The 15,636-nt window shown below is 60.2% G+C and carries 17 protein-coding genes; 10 read left to right on the top strand and 7 right to left on the bottom strand.

The window, feature by feature from the left end; genetic code table 11:
* The gene (locus tag PY649_RS04760; RefSeq protein WP_285867018.1) at positions 1 to 1,200 is read right to left on the bottom strand and encodes an ROK family transcriptional regulator; all 1,200 of its coding nucleotides are present in this window, start codon (positions 1,198 to 1,200) and stop codon (positions 1 to 3) included.
* Between the two features lie 226 nt (positions 1,201 to 1,426).
* Between PY649_RS04760 and PY649_RS04765 the strand changes: the two genes are divergently transcribed.
* From PY649_RS04765 to PY649_RS04790, 6 genes are all read left to right on the top strand, one after another.
* Positions 1,427 to 2,665: an extracellular solute-binding protein gene (locus tag PY649_RS04765; protein ID WP_285867020.1), complete on the top strand. Its 1,239-nt coding sequence runs from the start codon at positions 1,427 to 1,429 to the stop codon at positions 2,663 to 2,665.
* Positions 2,666 to 2,739: 74 nt separating this feature from the next.
* Positions 2,740 to 3,624: a carbohydrate ABC transporter permease gene (locus PY649_RS04770; RefSeq protein ID WP_285867021.1), complete on the top strand. Its 885-nt coding sequence runs from the start codon at positions 2,740 to 2,742 to the stop codon at positions 3,622 to 3,624.
* Complete coding sequence (locus PY649_RS04775; RefSeq protein ID WP_285867023.1) at positions 3,624 to 4,469, top strand: carbohydrate ABC transporter permease; 846 nt, start codon at positions 3,624 to 3,626, stop codon at positions 4,467 to 4,469. Before PY649_RS04770 ends, PY649_RS04775 begins: the two co-directional genes overlap by 1 nt.
* The gene (locus PY649_RS04780; RefSeq protein WP_285867025.1) at positions 4,466 to 5,488 is read left to right on the top strand and encodes an SIS domain-containing protein; all 1,023 of its coding nucleotides are present in this window, start codon (positions 4,466 to 4,468) and stop codon (positions 5,486 to 5,488) included. Before PY649_RS04775 ends, PY649_RS04780 begins: the two co-directional genes overlap by 4 nt.
* On the top strand, positions 5,489 to 6,418 hold the full coding sequence (locus tag PY649_RS04785; RefSeq protein WP_285867027.1) for a PfkB family carbohydrate kinase: 930 nt from the start codon (positions 5,489 to 5,491) through the stop codon (positions 6,416 to 6,418).
* Positions 6,415 to 7,488: an ABC transporter ATP-binding protein gene (locus tag PY649_RS04790; RefSeq protein ID WP_285867029.1), complete on the top strand. Its 1,074-nt coding sequence runs from the start codon at positions 6,415 to 6,417 to the stop codon at positions 7,486 to 7,488. Before PY649_RS04785 ends, PY649_RS04790 begins: the two co-directional genes overlap by 4 nt.
* A gap of 14 nt (positions 7,489 to 7,502) precedes the next feature.
* Here PY649_RS04790 and PY649_RS04795 read toward each other — a convergent pair whose 3' ends face one another.
* From PY649_RS04795 to PY649_RS04815, 5 genes are all read right to left on the bottom strand, one after another.
* A complete protein-coding gene (locus PY649_RS04795) occupies positions 7,503 to 8,252 on the bottom strand; it encodes a 2OG-Fe(II) oxygenase (RefSeq protein ID WP_285867031.1) in 750 nt (249 codons plus the stop codon).
* Positions 8,249 to 8,815 carry a methylated-DNA--[protein]-cysteine S-methyltransferase gene (locus PY649_RS04800; protein WP_285867033.1) on the bottom strand — a complete coding sequence of 189 codons (567 nt, stop codon included), beginning with the start codon at positions 8,813 to 8,815 and terminating at the stop codon, positions 8,249 to 8,251. Before PY649_RS04800 ends, PY649_RS04795 begins: the two co-directional genes overlap by 4 nt.
* 145 nt (positions 8,816 to 8,960) lie before the next feature.
* The gene (locus PY649_RS04805) at positions 8,961 to 9,614 is read right to left on the bottom strand and encodes a hypothetical protein (RefSeq protein WP_285867035.1); all 654 of its coding nucleotides are present in this window, start codon (positions 9,612 to 9,614) and stop codon (positions 8,961 to 8,963) included.
* Positions 9,615 to 9,698: 84 nt separating this feature from the next.
* Entirely contained in the window at positions 9,699 to 10,790 is a 1,092-nt protein-coding gene (gene ada, locus PY649_RS04810; protein WP_285867037.1) for a bifunctional DNA-binding transcriptional regulator/O6-methylguanine-DNA methyltransferase Ada, read from the bottom strand.
* A 131-nt stretch (positions 10,791 to 10,921) separates the two neighbouring features.
* The gene (locus tag PY649_RS04815) at positions 10,922 to 11,371 is read right to left on the bottom strand and encodes an ester cyclase (RefSeq protein WP_285867039.1); all 450 of its coding nucleotides are present in this window, start codon (positions 11,369 to 11,371) and stop codon (positions 10,922 to 10,924) included.
* A 283-nt stretch (positions 11,372 to 11,654) separates the two neighbouring features.
* Between PY649_RS04815 and PY649_RS04820 the strand changes: the two genes are divergently transcribed.
* Positions 11,655 to 11,963 carry a hypothetical protein gene (locus tag PY649_RS04820; RefSeq protein WP_285867040.1) on the top strand — a complete coding sequence of 103 codons (309 nt, stop codon included), beginning with the start codon at positions 11,655 to 11,657 and terminating at the stop codon, positions 11,961 to 11,963.
* 60 nt (positions 11,964 to 12,023) lie between these two features.
* On the opposite strand, the gene PY649_RS04825 is transcribed toward PY649_RS04820, so the two are convergent.
* Positions 12,024 to 13,001, bottom strand: coding sequence for a zinc-binding dehydrogenase (locus PY649_RS04825; protein ID WP_285867042.1), 978 nt, complete (start codon positions 12,999 to 13,001; stop codon positions 12,024 to 12,026).
* Between the two features lie 94 nt (positions 13,002 to 13,095).
* Here PY649_RS04825 and PY649_RS04830 point away from each other — a divergent pair, with 94 nt between their 5' ends.
* The 3 genes from PY649_RS04830 to PY649_RS04840 all read left to right on the top strand — a co-directional run bounded on the left by PY649_RS04830 (position 13,096) and on the right by PY649_RS04840 (position 15,488).
* On the top strand, positions 13,096 to 13,995 hold the full coding sequence (locus tag PY649_RS04830; protein WP_285867043.1) for a LysR family transcriptional regulator: 900 nt from the start codon (positions 13,096 to 13,098) through the stop codon (positions 13,993 to 13,995).
* A gap of 182 nt (positions 13,996 to 14,177) precedes the next feature.
* Entirely contained in the window at positions 14,178 to 14,993 is an 816-nt protein-coding gene (locus tag PY649_RS04835) for a DUF2189 domain-containing protein (protein ID WP_285867045.1), read from the top strand.
* A 102-nt stretch (positions 14,994 to 15,095) separates the two neighbouring features.
* The gene (locus tag PY649_RS04840; protein WP_285867194.1) at positions 15,096 to 15,488 is read left to right on the top strand and encodes a c-type cytochrome; all 393 of its coding nucleotides are present in this window, start codon (positions 15,096 to 15,098) and stop codon (positions 15,486 to 15,488) included.
* Positions 15,489 to 15,636: the final 148 nt, after the last annotated feature.

A 15,636-nucleotide genomic window follows, 5' to 3' on the forward strand; every position in this document is an offset into this window, starting at 1 on the left:
CTAGTCTTTCAAAATTGCGGCATAGCGTGGATCGAATTCCAGGCTGATCGGTCCTGCGGCGGCGCCTAGCGCCACGGACCAGGGGTCGGCCATTCCAACTTGCAGGCGTGGAACTGTACGATCCGGGCGCTCGGCGAGCGACGGCAGCAACGGCCCCATGGCGGCGATGAGCCGATCCACCAGAATCCGCGGCGCGCTGCCGCATAGAATGACGGTCTGTGGATCGAAGACAGTTTCGATCAGATGCACGCTCCATCTGAGATCCGAGGCAGCAGTTTCGACCCATTCAACGATCCTGCGATCCCCGGTGGATACGAGGTCATGGATCTTGGCGTAGAGAATCGGATCGGCCGGATCTAGGGATAGATATTGATAGAGCGAAGCCAGGGACGCGCGATGTTCGAGCGGTGTCGACTTGCCTCCGACGGCCAGTAAGGCCATCCCGATTTCGCCGGCATTGCCGTTCGCGCCGGTATAGAGCTCGCCGCCGAGAATAAGGCCTGCACCGATGCCGTAGCCGATATAGAGGCAAACGGCATGATCCAGCCCATGCGCCGCGCCGACCATGCGCTCGGCGATCGTGGCCGCGGCGGCATCGTTTTGGATGCTGACGTCAAGGCCGGTGCCGACGGCAAGGGTTTCAAGCAGTGGAAATTTTTGCCAGGCCTCCATCATCCAGGGGTCGTCGCCATTTCCGGCGAGGCCGAAGGGACCTGGCATCGCCGCGCCGAGGCCGACGAGCCTCTGTTCGGATTGTGTTGCGATGGCCGCCAGACGGCGCCGGACGGCGGCAATGAGGTCGAGAATGACCCTGATACCCGTCGTCGGCCCACCCGAGGGAAGCTTCGCCTCCAGTCGGACAAGCACATTCCCGACGAGATCGACGGCAATCGCCCTTGTCATATGCCGGTCGATTTGGAGGCCGATGGCAAACGCTCCTTCCGGGACCAAAGCGTAGGGCGTCGAAGGCTGACCACGGCCGTTGCGTACGGTCTGCTGCGATGTCACCAAGCCGTCGCTTTCAAGCTCGTCGATGATGTTGGAAACCGTTTGTTTCGTCAGCCGCGTCGCACGCGCCAGATCCGCGCGGGAAAGTGCTCCATTGACGCGCAACGCATCGATCATCACCCGGCGGTTATGGGCACTGGTGCCTTCGTGATTGGTGCCGCTCTTGGCGCGGATCGGGCGGGTATCGTTCATGCGCAATTCCCTCTTGACACCAGTAGAATATTGAAGAAGTAATTAAGTCAAGACAATTGACTTAATAAGAAACCAAAGAGTTTCACGGGAACAACCGGGCCGAATGCGGCCCCAACAACGATCCGACAAAAACGAGGCATCCGATCCCGGCTGCCTTTTCAAAAACCGGTCGCGACGCAAGCCGCCATCGGAAATCGCGGGAAAGTCAAAAAAACTGGAGGATGGAATGTTGAAATCCATAAACAAGACGTTGCTTGGCGCCGCGCTGATCGGCGTGTCCTTTGCATCGCACGCATTTGCCGAAACGACGATCAACGCACTCTTCATGGCGCAGGCCGCCTACAGCGAAGCCGATGTCCGCGCCATGACCGACGCCTTCACCAAGGCGAACCCGGACATCAAGGTCAATCTCGAATTCGTTCCCTATGAAGGCCTGCACGACAAGACCGTGCTCGCACAGGGCTCCGGCGGCGGCTATGACGTCGTCCTCTTCGACGTGATCTGGCCGGCCGAATACGCGACGAACAAAGTGCTCGTCGACGTGTCCTCGCGCGTCACCGACGACATGAAAAAGGGCGTGCTGCCGGGCGCCTGGACCACGGTTCAGTATGACGGCAAATATTTTGGCATGCCGTGGATTCTCGATACGAAATATCTGTTCTACAACAAGGAAATCCTCGAAAAGGCCGGCATCAAGAACCCACCGAAGACCTGGGACGAGCTCGCCGAACAGGCAAAGAGCATCAAGGACAAGGGACTGCTGGCGACACCGATCGCCTGGAGCTGGTCGCAGGCCGAAGCCGCGATCTGCGATTACACGACGCTTGTCAGCGCCTATAAGGGAGACTTCCTGAAGGACGGCAAGCCGGCCTTCCAGACCGGTGGCGGCCTTGACGCCCTGAAATACATGGTTTCGAGCTATAAGTCCGGCCTTACCAATCCGAACTCCAAGGAGTTCCTCGAGGAAGACGTGCGCAAGGTCTTCGAAAACGGCGACGCCGCTTTCGCACTAAACTGGACCTACATGTATAATATGGCAAACGATCCGAAGGACAGCAAAGTGGCTGGCAAGGTCGGTGTCGTACCGGCTCCGGGCGTCGCCGGTAAGAGCGAAGCTTCGGCCGTAAACGGTTCGATGGGCCTCGGCATCACGACGGCCAGCAAGCATCCGGACGAAGCCTGGAAATACATCAGCTTCATGACCTCGCAGCCGACGCAAAACCAATATGCCAAGCTCAGCCTGCCCATCTGGGCGTCCTCCTATACGGATCCGGCTGTCACCAAGGGACAGGAAGAATTGATCGCGGCGGCAAAGGTCGGCCTCGCAGCCATGTACCCGCGCCCGACGACGCCGAAATACCAGGAGCTTTCGACTGCACTTCAGCAGGCTATCCAGGAATCGCTGCTCGGCCAGTCCTCGCCTGAGGATGCGCTGAAATCGGCTGCCGACAATAGCGGCCTCTAAGACCGCCTATGACGGGCGGCGCAAAATGCCGCCCGTTTTCAATCCAGTCCGACGAATAAAAGGGCGGCCTAAAAATGTCCGGCACCTGGATGACAACCCGCGCGTGGCTCTTGATGCTGCCGCTCCTCGTGGTCATGATCGCCGTCATTGGATGGCCCTTGGTCGATACCATCAGACTCTCCTTCACCGACGCCAAGCTCGTCGGAACCCAAGGCAATTTCGTCGGGATCGATAATTATACGAAGATGATCTCCGGTTCGAACTTCCAGCGGACCCTCGTCACGACCGCCCTCTTTGCGATCATTTCCGTTGCGGCCGAGATGGTGATCGGAGTGCTTGCCGCATTGCTGCTCAATCAGGAATTCCGTGGCCGCACGGCGCTGCGCGCACTGATGATCCTGCCTTGGGCACTGCCGACGGTCGTGAATGCGACGCTTTGGCGGCTGATCTACAATCCGGAATATGGTGCCCTGAATGCGGCGCTGACGCAGCTGGGTCTGATCGATACCTATCGTTCATGGCTCGGAGAACCCGGTACCGCGCTGGCGGCGCTGATCGTCGCCGATTGCTGGAAGAACTTTCCGCTAGTCGCGCTGATTGCATTGGCGGCGCTACAGGCCGTCCCGCGCGATATCACTGCTGCTTCGCTGGTTGACGGCGCCGGGCCGCTTTCCCGCTTTCGCTTCGTGATCCTGCCCTACCTCGCGGGTCCACTGATGGTGGCGCTTGTGCTGCGGACCATCGAAGCTTTCAAGGTCTTCGACATCATCTGGGTCATGACGCGCGGCGGCCCCGCCAACAGCACGCGTACATTGTCGATCCTTGTCTATCAGGAGGCTTTCTCCTTTCAGCGCGCCGGATCCGGCGCCTCGCTGGCACTGATGGTGACGCTGCTGGTGACCGTGCTTGCCGCCGGCTATGCTGCGCTGGTGCGCAAGACGGTGGGGAGTGCCGCCTGATGGAGCGAAGAAATCCGATTTTCACCGCATTCATCTACGTCTCGGCGATCGTGCTGGCCGCCGTCATTCTCGCGCCGATCCTCTGGCTGTTCGTCATGAGCATTTCGCCGGCCGCCGATCTTGCGGCGAAGCCGCTGCGCTGGTGGCCGCAAACGGCCGATTTCTCCCGCTATCGGCTATTGTTCTCGACGATCGAGAACAGTACCGGCGCCGCCTTCACCTCCTCGCTGCGCAATAGTATCGAGGTCGCGGGTATGGCCACGATCGCGGCAATCGCGCTTGCCATCCCGGCGGGCTGGGCCGTATCGCGCACGCCGGCCGTCGGCTGGTCGCTATCCATGGTGATCGCGACCTACATGCTGCCGCCGGTGGCGCTCGCCGTGCCGCTCTATATGGGCCTTGCCTATCTCGGCATGCTGAACAATGTCTTCGGGCTCGCGCTCGTCTACCTCACCATCCTTGCGCCGTTCACGACCTGGCTGATGAAATCAGGCTTCGATTCCATTCCGCGAGAAATCGAATCCGCGGCCATGATCGACGGCGCCGGCCTGTTCCAAACGCTGAAGATCATTACACTGCCGCTTGCCATGCCGGTAATCGCGACATCGGCGCTCTTTGCTTTCCTGCTGGCCTGGGATGAATTCTTCTATGCGCTGCTTTTCACTTCAGACCAGCGTGCGAAGACGCTCACCGTCGCCATCGCCGATCTGGCTGGCGGCCGTGTATCCGATTACGGACTGATTGCGACCGCCGGTGTGCTTGCCGCCCTGCCGCCGGTGCTGGTTGGTCTCGTCATGCAACGCGCCCTGATTTCCGGGCTGACAAGCGGCGGCGTCAAGGGGTGAACATGACCGGTCAAAAGACACGACCAGCAGGGTTGGCTGCAATCGATCGCGAAATGGCGCGCCAGCATGGCGACGCCATCGCGTCCTACGAAAGTGCTGCCGAGATGGCGGCAAAGGCAGCTGCCTCACTGAAGAGAACGGGTAAGCTCCTGCTTCTCGGCATGGGTGGATCGCATGCCGTCAACCGCGCGGTAGAACCGCTTTATCGCGCTTTGGGCATCGATACGATCGCAATACCGCTGTCCGAACAACTCGGCCAGCCGCTGTTGCTGCCGGGCCGGACCATCTTCGTAACCTCGCAATCCGGCGAAAGCGCCGAAGTCGTCCGCTGGTTCAATGAGACCGGCGGCACGGACGAGACCTTCGGGCTGACGCTGGAAGGCCACTCTTTCCTGGCAAAGACTGCGCCGTCCCTGGTCGGCGCCGGCGGTACGGAACTGGCATTTGCTGCAACACGCAGTCTGACGGTTACCTTTGCCCTCCATCTCGCAATCCTTGCCGCGCTCGGCCAAGACCCGGCGGCTGCGCTTGCCGTTTTGAAATCCCCCCAGGACGTCGATATCGCACCGGCACTTTCCGCACTTGCGACTGTCGAAACGGTCGTCACGTCCGGGCGCAAATTGCAGGGCGTCGCCGAAGCGCTGGCGCTCGGCCTGACGGAACTGTCCCGCCGCCCCTGCTTCTCGCTCGAAGGCGGACAGCTTCGGCACGGGCCGATGGAAATGCTCGGGCCAAACATTGGCGTTGTTCTATTCCGCGGGCGCGACAATACGGCAGGCCTCGTCACCGCGATGATCGTCTCCGCCGTGGAAACCGGGGCGCCGACCGTCGTCTTCGATGCATCCGGCGAGGAGCCGGTGGCCGGCGCAGTGACGCTCCGGTTCGAGCCGGCGGCTGGCCTTGCGGCAATCTTCGCCATGTTGCCGGTCGCGCAACGGCTGATGATCGCCTTTGCCGAGGCCCGCGTCGACAATGCCGGAACACCGGTCCGCTCGACGAAAATTACGCGGAGCGAATGAATGAAGCCGCTTGCAGTCATCGGCAATGTCAATGTCGACTTGATCCTTGGGCCTGCGGCGCCTTGGCCGAAGGCGGGCACCGAGATCATCGTCGACCATGACGAACTGCGCGTCGGCGGTGCCGCCGGAAATAGCGCGCTTGCCTGGGAGGGCATGGGCGTCAGCTTCGAGATCGCCGCGAATGTCGGCAGCGACGAGTTTGGCCGCTGGCTGAGCGAAGCCTTCGGCGACCGCGCGGCGCATTGGCCAGTGCGACCGGAGGGTACGACGCTTTCGGTTGGGATTACTCATCCGGACGGCGAACGGACATTCTTCACGACGCGCGGTCATCTGCCGCGTCTTGGCCTTGCGGGCGTCTTGGCCGTTCTCGACGGGCCGAAGCTTTCCGGCGGCTATGCCCTTCTCTGCGGCTCGTTCCTGACCGACGACCTGACGCAAGATTACGACGCATTGTTCGCGTGGGCCGATCAGCATCGGATCACGATCGCACTCGATACCGGATGGCCGCTCGATGGCTGGACCGATGAAAATTGTGCCGCTGCGCGTGGGTGGCTGTCGCGTTGCGGTATCGCGCTGTTGAACGAGGTCGAAGCAACCACGCTCGCGGGTCTCGACGATCCGGCAGACGCCGCGCGCCAACTTCGCTCGCATATGCCGCATGGGGCTGTTGTCGTCGTCAAACGCGGTCCCGAGGGCGCGATTGCCATCGATCAGCAGGGCGAATTGGTTGCAGTCACCGCGCCTCAGGTGAAAGTCGTGGACACGATTGGCGCCGGCGACGTCTTCAATGCCGCATTCCTGGCGGCGCTTGCCCGCGGCGAAACCCTTTCCAGCTGCCTGGCGGCGGGAACGGAGGTCGCCTCGCGCGCCATTTCCACCCTTCCCCGCAGCTATGGCAAGCTCAAGGCTTCCGAGGAGGCCACACGATGAGCGCGCTCGAAATCCTGAATATCCGCAAGACCTATGGTCAGGTCGAGACACTGAAAGGCATCGATATCTCGCTCGAAAGCGGCGAATTCCTCGTGCTGCTCGGCTCTTCCGGCTGTGGCAAGTCTACGCTCCTGAACATCATCGCCGGCCTTGCCGAGGCGACCAGCGGCGACGTGCGGATAGGCGCGCGCTCAGTTCTTGGGGTGCACCCCAAAGACCGCGACATTGCCATGGTGTTCCAATCCTATGCGCTCTATCCGAACCTGACGGTCCACCGCAATATCGGCTTCGGCCTTGAGATGCGCAAAGTGCCGACGGCAGAGCGCGACAAGGCCGTGCGCGAGGCTGCGAAACTACTCCAGATCGAAAATCTGCTAGACCGCAAGCCAAGCCAGCTTTCCGGCGGCCAGCGGCAGCGCGTCGCAATCGGCCGCGCGCTCGTGCGCAAGCCGGAAGTCTTCCTTTTCGACGAGCCGCTTTCGAACCTCGACGCCAAACTGCGCATGGAAATGCGCACGGAACTCAAGCGCCTTCATCAGATGCTGAAGACGACGATCGTCTACGTCACCCACGATCAGATCGAGGCGATGACCCTCGCCACCCGGATCGCCGTCATGCGCGACGGTAGGATCGAGCAGTTGGGCACGCCGGAGGAGATCTACAACAGTCCTGCAACGCTTTATGTGGCAACCTTCGTCGGCGTGCCGCCGATGAACCTTTTGAGGACTACCGTTCGCCCAGAAGGATTGCAGTTGCAAGGCGTAGGCACTTGCCTGCCGCTTCCCGAGCGTTTCAAAGACAAGGTCAAAGAAGGCCAGCAGCTTGTTCTCGGCATACGGCCGGAGGCATTGCGCCTGGAACAAGGCACCTTATCGATCGAAGCCGTGCCTGAAATCGCGGAGTTGACCGGCCCCGAACTCGTCGTGACCGCGCTTGCCGGAGATCAGCGCTTGACAGCTTGCCTCCCTCCGCGCACGCCAATCACCTACAATGGTAGGATGAAGCTATCATTCGACGGTGAGGCAATACATCTTTTTGACGCGGAAACAGGTCTTAGCTGCCTTCGTTAGGCCAGATGGACCGCTCATTTCGCGTCGTGAAAGATGATGCCGACGGTATGGCGCATGCCCGAGCGAAGACGGCTGACGCCGTGCCGCAGGTTGACGCGATAGCTACCCTTGGAGCCACGGACCGGACGATTATGGACCGCAAAGGCGACCGCGTCGCCCTGGCGCAGAGGCACGACCTCGACGCGGCTCTGCATTCGTGGGCGCTGTTCCGTCAGCACGAACTCGCCGCCCGTGAAATCCCTCCCCGGTTCGGAAAGCAAGATCGCCACCTGCAGCGGGAATGCAAGGTCGCCATAGAGGTCCTGATGCAGGCAATTGAAATCGCCGGGAACATATTGCAGCAGCAGCGGCGTCGGCCGCGTCTGGCCCGCATCATGGCATTGCTTGAGGAAGTCAGCATGGTTTTGGGGGTAATGCTGATCGATGCCCATGCGGCCGTTCCAGTCGTTCGCGACCTCGGCCAGCCGCGGATAGAGGGCCGTGCGCAAACCGCCAAGCAGGTCAGGCAGCGGATATCTGAAATAGCGATATTCGCCCTTGCCGAAGCCGTGACGCGCCATGTGAATCTGGCTGCGGAAATGCTCTTCCTGCGGATAAAGATCGGCGATCGCCCGGCATTCCTCGGGCGACAGCAGCTTTTCCATCACCGCACAGCCGAACCCGCTCAGCTCCTCCGATAGCTTCCGCCAATCATACTCGGCGACACGCGCCTCTGCGGATTGAACCGCAGGGGCCGATTGACCAAGTTTCGAATGGGCATTCATGCTCTGGCTTCCTTCTCGATGAGAGCGCGTTTTCGCTCGATGCCCCAACGATAGCCCGAGAGCGTGCCATTGCTGCGGACGACCCGGTGGCAGGGTATACCCAAAGCGATCGCGTTTGCTGCACAGGCGCCAGCAACCGCACGGGCTGCGTTCGGCTCGCCGATGCGACGGGCAAGTGCGGCGTAGGTTATCATGGCGCCGCATGGAATTGCGCGAAGAGCATCCCATACCCGGCGCTGGAACGGCGTGCCGCGCCGCATATCGAGCGGCAGATCAAGCCCGGCTTCTGGTCTTTCGATAAACCGAGCGACTTTGTCCACATCATCGCGGAGGCGTGGTTCGTTCGGGATCAGTCTGCTCGTCGGAAAAAGGGCCGCGAGATCATTCGTCAGGGCACCGTCGTCCGATCCGATCAGGATGGCACAGACTCCGACGGCGCTGCGCGCAACGAGAATCGTGCCTAAGGCGCTATTGCCGATCGAATAAGCAATGTCGTTCGAGGTGTCCGCGCGCGTCGCCGACAGCTCGCGCCGCGAGATGGTATCCATGTTGATGAGGTGCATTTGCTTAGCTCCATGATCCTTATGATTATCAAAAATAGAGCTGCGGCCATCCGTCCTCACTCCGGTCCTTACTTTCAAATCGCAAGTTTTCTTGGCATTTGGCGGTGCACATAATCGCGACCTGCAGGCCAGTAATGCGATCGCGTCAAACAGACCGGTGTTGTTGATCCGATCGCAATGCCTCGATCATCGGGTGAAGAATCGGTCGATATCCGGCCAGAAGTGCCATGAATGTCGATGGCGGAGTCAGCATGCCTTCGGCGTGAACGAGCCTCTGCGGCGGCTCATAGCCATGCTCGGTCCAGCGAAAAGCTCGTCCATCGGAGATCGTGTGAGCCGAACCGGATGCCACGATAACCGCACCATCCGGTAGCTCACGGAGCGGTCCCGGAAGCGCGTGTATGCGTTTGCGTCCTCGCTCCATCCGCTCGCTATGGAGGGCGGCGTCTATGACGGCTACCGGGGGCTCGGCCTGTCCCCTCGCGCCCGCCCACGCTGCGCGGAACGCCTTGGCGGCCTCCCGCCGACAGAAGAAGCAGGGACGATGGCCCGCGGCCAATGCTACGGCCTCGTCGAGAAAGAAGAGCTCGGTCCAGCTTCTGTTAGCCATGACATCACGGCGGCGGCCTTTGTATTCGCAAGTGCAAACTAGCCACGCCTTGCTCGACCAGCGCTTGTTCAAGAGCGTTTTGGTCGCCGGATCGTGGATGATGCCGCGATTGCCCGTAAACAGTCCTCGTTGCGAAATCGCGACGATATCACCGAAGGGGGTCACACGGTTCTGAAGGGGTGCGTTCATATCAGAATATTGCCTCGCTCGCGCGGCATGCGCCAGACATATCAGGATGCAGGGGCGCGATGCGGACAGATGCTCATCGGGCCTTCAGCGGACTTCGGGGGCTTCCCGATCAAGCAGCGCGCGTTTTCGCTCCACACCCCAGGCATAGCCGGAAAGCGAACCGTCATTGCGCACCACTCGATGGCATGGGATTGCGACAGCAAGATTGTTGGCTGCGCAGGCTCCAGCAACGGCGCGCACTGCCCTGGGCGAACCAATCCGGCGGGCGACCTTCGCATAGGAAACAGTCTGGCCGGCCGGGATCTCCTGCAAGGCTTGCCAGACGCGCCGTTGAAAGGCCGTGCCGCGAACGTCAAGCGGCAAGTCGATCCCAAGACCTGGCGCTTCCACGAGGCCGACGACACGTGCCACAAGCGCTTCGTAGTCGCCATCGGCGCCGATCAGGTTGGCGTTGGGGAAACGATCCTGAAGATTGCGCACCAGCGCATCGGGATCGCTGCCTAGGAGAATGGCCGCCACGCCCTTTTTGCTTGACGCCACCAGGATCGCGCCCAGCGACGATTGACCGACCGCAAATCGGATATCCTCGTTGGCACCTCCCAGCCGGTACTGGGTCGGCGTCATTCCGAGCATATCGGTGGATTTTTCGTAGAAGCGGCCGCTCGAATTAAACCCGGCATCGTAAATCGCCTCGGTGACGCTGTTGCCGCTCGCAAGGCCTTCACGGACTTTCGCCGCGCGATGGGCCGAGGCGTAATCCTTGGGCGTCAGGCCGGTTGCCGATTTGAACAGCCGGTGAAAATAGCTGGCGCTGCGCCCGGCCGCGTCCGCAAGCTCGTTCAGGGACGGTTCTTCCTCGCTCTCTTCGATCAAGCGGCAAACGCGCGCGATGATCGCGGCGTTCTCGTCGTCAGCGGAAGGACCATCCGGATTACATCGCTTACAGGCGCGAAACCCGGTCGCTTTGGCAGCCTCCAGCGTGTCATGCAGTTGCACGTTCTTGGGGTTTGCGGTTCGCGACGGACATGACGGCCGGCAATAGACGCCAGTCGTTGCCACCGAGTACCAGAGATGGCCATCGGCAGTCCGGTCGCGATCGATGATCCGGGCCCAACGCGGATCATCGCCCACCGTCGTTGGTGTAAAAGCCGTCCGATTTCTGGGCATCACGGTCATGTAGTTCGTCCTGTGCGATCCAGAGTAAGAACGGCATTCTTGGCAGAGGAAGAGCCCTGCAGCCACCCGATTCCTGCGTGACCGGAGATCACATGAGGGTCGCCGCCCGAGTGATGGGCGGCGACCTTCCATCAGGCGGCCTTGATGAGGCCGAGCTGCGTGAGCGCCGTCACGCCGTCGTCGAGACCGATTTCCTCGGCGATCTTGCCATTCTCGATACGCAGGACCGTGGTGCCGGTGAAGCGCATCCTGCGCCCGGTCGCGGCCGGCAGCGAGCCGACCAGAAAGTCGGCAAACGCCGGCCCCATATGCGTGCCACCACCTTCCCACTGGCCGACGACATAATCGCCTTCGGCAATGAGGTCGGCAGTGCCCCAAAAATTGAGGTCCGGGAATGCCGTGCGGAAGCCGGTGATGAAGGCCTTGATGTCGTCATGGCCGCGACGCGGCTCATGCAGCGAGTACTTCAGCAACATATTCGGCGCGGCTATGTCGTCGACGACCGACAAGTTGCAGCTCTCGCCCCAGAATTCGGTGAACCAGCGCGCGACGACAGCCTTGTTGTCTTCTTCCTTACTCATGTGGATTTCCTTCTTGATGTATCCAGCAGGGATCATCGATCTCGGTCGATGACCTGAACAAAGGAATAGGCCGATCCGGCAGGGTCAAAACTCCGGTTCTTGCTCCGCAATCGAATCCGTCGCGTTACCAAACCACCGGAACGCGATCACCGCGGTCAGGAATTTCGCCTTCCATGGTGACAGATGCGGCAGAAAAGGAGATGGTTTGGTTTGAAAGCAAGGAACGGGGTGCCGGTCGATCGGATCGGTGGGAAAGTTCGCCTGTCACATTGGGAGAACACAGATGAAAGCTCAAATCACCGTGCTTGCCGCGCTCGCGGTCTTCGCAACCTCTCCGGCATCCGCAATTGAGCGGCTGCAAACCGCCTCGAGGTCGTGCGCCGATATCCAATCCTTCGTTCGGGCGAACCGCGCGGTTATCCTGCAATATCCGTCAGCCCGGGGTTCCGCTCCTCTGCTCTATGAGCGCGCCGTCGCCGACTCCAATGTTTGCCTGGGCAATGGCTTCCCTGAACAGAGCTATGTGCCCTCGAGGGACAAACGCAATTGCCCCATCTGGGTCTGCCGCTCCACCACCGATCTGCGCCCGTGATCCAGCCAGTCGTGGATTGGAAGAAAGGATTGCTGCGCCGAAGTGCGACGGGTTAGACAATCAGACAACGACGACAAGCTTTCCCATCGCACCGTCACTCTCCATGAGACGATGCGCTTCGCGAATGTCATGAAAGCCAAAAGTCCGAGCCGGCTTTGCGTTGTAGATGCCGGCCTCCACCCGTTCGACGATGGCTTGCAAGGGAACATCATCAAGTTCGAAGCCTGGCGTGCCGAACATGAAGCTGGCAAAGAAACTGAGCTGAACGCCGCTCGGCATATGCGACAGCGGGTCGAACACAGCGATGCCGCTGCCGCCGCCAAGAAAGCCTGCCATACAGAGATGACCGCCTCGTCGCGCCATCTTCAGCGAATCCAGCAGGGTTGACGTACCGACGATATCGAGAACAGCGTCGAGGCCTGAAGAATAACGCCCGCGTATGGTCTCGCTGAGCGACGGCTCGTCCAAGACGGCTTCGTGTGCGCCAAGATCGCGAAGACGCGAAAGTCGTTCCGGCCGACGCGTCGTTGCAATAACGATCGCGCCCGCGGCGACGGCAATGTTGATCGCGGCCTGGCCGAGTGCAGAGGTTGCACCTCTGATCAGAAGTGTTTGTCCCTCGGCGATCCCGAGATTGCGATGCAGGCATGTCCATGCTGTCGCATAGGATTCGGGAATAGCGGCGAGGTCTGCCCACGACAGTCTCGAACTGATAGGCACGACATTTGCCATGGGAACGCGTGTCTGCTCGGCATAGCTGCCATTGATGCTGCGTCCCATACCGCCCATTAGTGCAGTAACTTTGGTCCCGATTTCATATCGACCGCTCGGATCGTTCAGGATCTCTCCAACGCATTCGATGCCAGTGATTTTTGCGACCTCACCCCACCTGCCGCTACGCATATAGGTTTCGGCCCGATTGAGACCAAATGCACGCACGGCGATGACGATGGTTCCCTCCGCTGGCTCCGGATCCGGTTGATGGACGATATCGAGGACATCCGGGCCCCCATAGCCCTTGAATCTAATGGTTTTCATGGCTTTCTCCTTGGTTTGGACAAAGCCTTTCTACCGCGGAGTTTCGTAGATATATTGTTCAAAATTCGAGTGATCCCATTAGAGAAAATCTACAATGAATGGCATTACGCTGCAGCAGTTGAAGTGTTTCGATGCGGTTGCGACAGAGGGCAGTTTTCAGGCAGCCGCCGATCGGCTGCTGCGCACCCATCCAACCGTGGTCGCCGCCGTCAGAAATCTGGAGGTGCAACTCGGCTTTCCGCTTCTCGACCGCAGCGGCTATCGTGTCGTCCTGACTGAAAGAGGTCGTGCTTTTCACGCCAGGGCGCAAAATCTATTGCGGCAGGCCGATGGACTCGGCACTTTCGGAAAGCAGCTTGCGATGGGTGAGGAAACGGCACTACGGGTGGTTATCGGCGATCTCTGCCCACTTGAGCCGACGCTGCAATGCCTACGAAATTTTTCTACAGACAATCCCGCCACCCGTCTCGATCTCTATTTCGAAGCGATCTCAGGACCTTGGGAACGGCTCGCGGACGACGAGGCCGATTTGATCTTTCATCACATAGACAAGAGCGACCCCCTGTTCGACTACATCGACCTCTCCTCCGTCGACCTTGTTCCCGTTATCGCAGCGGTAGTATTCCCGGCGCTTTTGCCCGAACAGATCACGCCGACTCATCTTCAGGATCTCGTGCAATGCATCATCCGCGATACGGCCCGCCATTCGCCGCCCAAAGACTATTACGTCCTTAGGGGTGCAAGATATCTGACCGTGAGCGATCAGCTCATGAAGAAACAGGTGATCCTGAATGCGATGGGCTGGGGACACATGCCGCGTTTCCTGGTCGAGGAGGAAATACGCCAAGGTCTCCTCATCGACTTTACCAACGTTGACTTCAAGGGTGGCCGCGTCGATCTGGTGGCCGCGCGACGGAGGGACAGGCCACATGGGCCGGCCGCTGATCGGCTATGGCGCTACATAGCCGCACACATCGGTCGTTGGACGCCGTAACGGCGTCCCGGATCATGAGCGTCCCAGTGCAAAAATGACGAACACCTAATTTAAGGAACAGGCGACAAAGGCCATAAGATTTGATAGATCTAATGACCACCGGTTGCGGCTTGACGTGTCGGTAAAAAATTGCCGGACGCCTTTACCCACCAGCCGGACCAAGGTGGAGGAGGAGAGTTGCTATGGCGGCATTCCATGTCATGGCCGGTGCGAGCCGCGAGTTTGCGCGTCCGGAAGTCCGCAAGATAGGCGTCGCAGATCTTGTCGATGCGCTGAAGTTGGGACTGGAAGACTTCAGAGAGAAACCATCCCATTACGCTTTTCTCTGTCTTATGTATCCGATAGCCGGCGTCTTTCTGGTCGTCTGGAGTTCCGGCGCCGATCTGCTGCCGCTGCTTTATCCCCTGATGTCAGGCTTTGCGCTGATTGGTCCGATCGCAGCCATCGGCCTCTACGAGATCAGTCGGCGCCGCGAGCAGGGGCTTGACAGCTCCTGGCATCACGCCTTGGACGTTCGTCACTCGCCGGCGCTGCCGTCGATCGTTGCGGTCGGTCTCATGCTGTTGGTGCTTTTTGTCGCCTGGCTGATCGTAGCGCAGCGCATCTACACGGTGACCTTCGACGGGGCCGGCCTGACCTCGATCTCCGCCTTCCTGTCAGACGTGCTGACGACGCCGCGCGGCCTCTCCCTTATGCTTTGGGGGAACCTGGCCGGTTTCGTTTTCGCGGTCATTGTATTGGCGACGACGGTGGTGACGTTTCCGCTGCTTCTAGACCGGGATATCGGCGCCGTCGCGGCCGTGGACACAAGCATACGCGCCACGCTCACCAATCCAGGGCCGATTGCCCTTTGGGGATTGATCGTCGCGGCGCTGCTCGTCGTCGGCACGATCCCGATCTTTGCCGGCCTTGCGGTCGTCATGCCTATCCTCGGGCATTCGACCTGGCACCTATATCGAAAATTGATTGCTCCCGCCTACCCGAACCGCACGCCTTGAATTCGTAAAGGAAATTTCCCCCGGATCATCCTCCGAGCCGTTGCGACCTGCCAGATGACGGTCGTGTTGGTTAGGATAGCGATGAAGAGAATGAGGATTGTCATGTCGTACCGTTTTCTTCCGATCTGCCTGATTTTTGCCATTGCTTCCCCGCTTGACGCGCTCGCGCAGCAGCCAGGCGACGCCACCGCAGGGGCCACCGTTTTTAAGAAATGCGCTATCTGCCATATTGCCGAAACGGACCAAAACAAGGTCGGTCCCTCGCTGAATGGTCTGTTCGGCAGGACGGCGGGGACGCACCCGAATTTCGCCTATTCGCCGGCGATGCAGCAGGCAGGCAAGGGTGGCCTCGTATGGGACGAGGCGACGCTTCGCGACTATTTGCACGACCCTAAGGCGAAGGTGAAAGGCACGAAAATGACCTTCGTCGGCCTGAAGGACGACACCGAGATTACCAATTTGATCGCCTATCTGAAGCAATACTCCAAACAATGAAATGCCTGATGTAAGCGAGCTGTTTCCCGCGTCGCCGGTCGGATCGGCGGGGTTCGGCTCAGCGATCAGACGCCGCCGATCCGTTCCCGTGGCGTCAATATGGTCCGCTGCGATTGCTGCAATTGCCCGTCCGATTTGTTCATGAGAT

Origin of the sequence: Rhizobium mayense (genome assembly GCF_030272705.1) — a bacterium.
GTDB lineage: Bacteria > Pseudomonadota > Alphaproteobacteria > Rhizobiales > Rhizobiaceae > Rhizobium > Rhizobium mayense.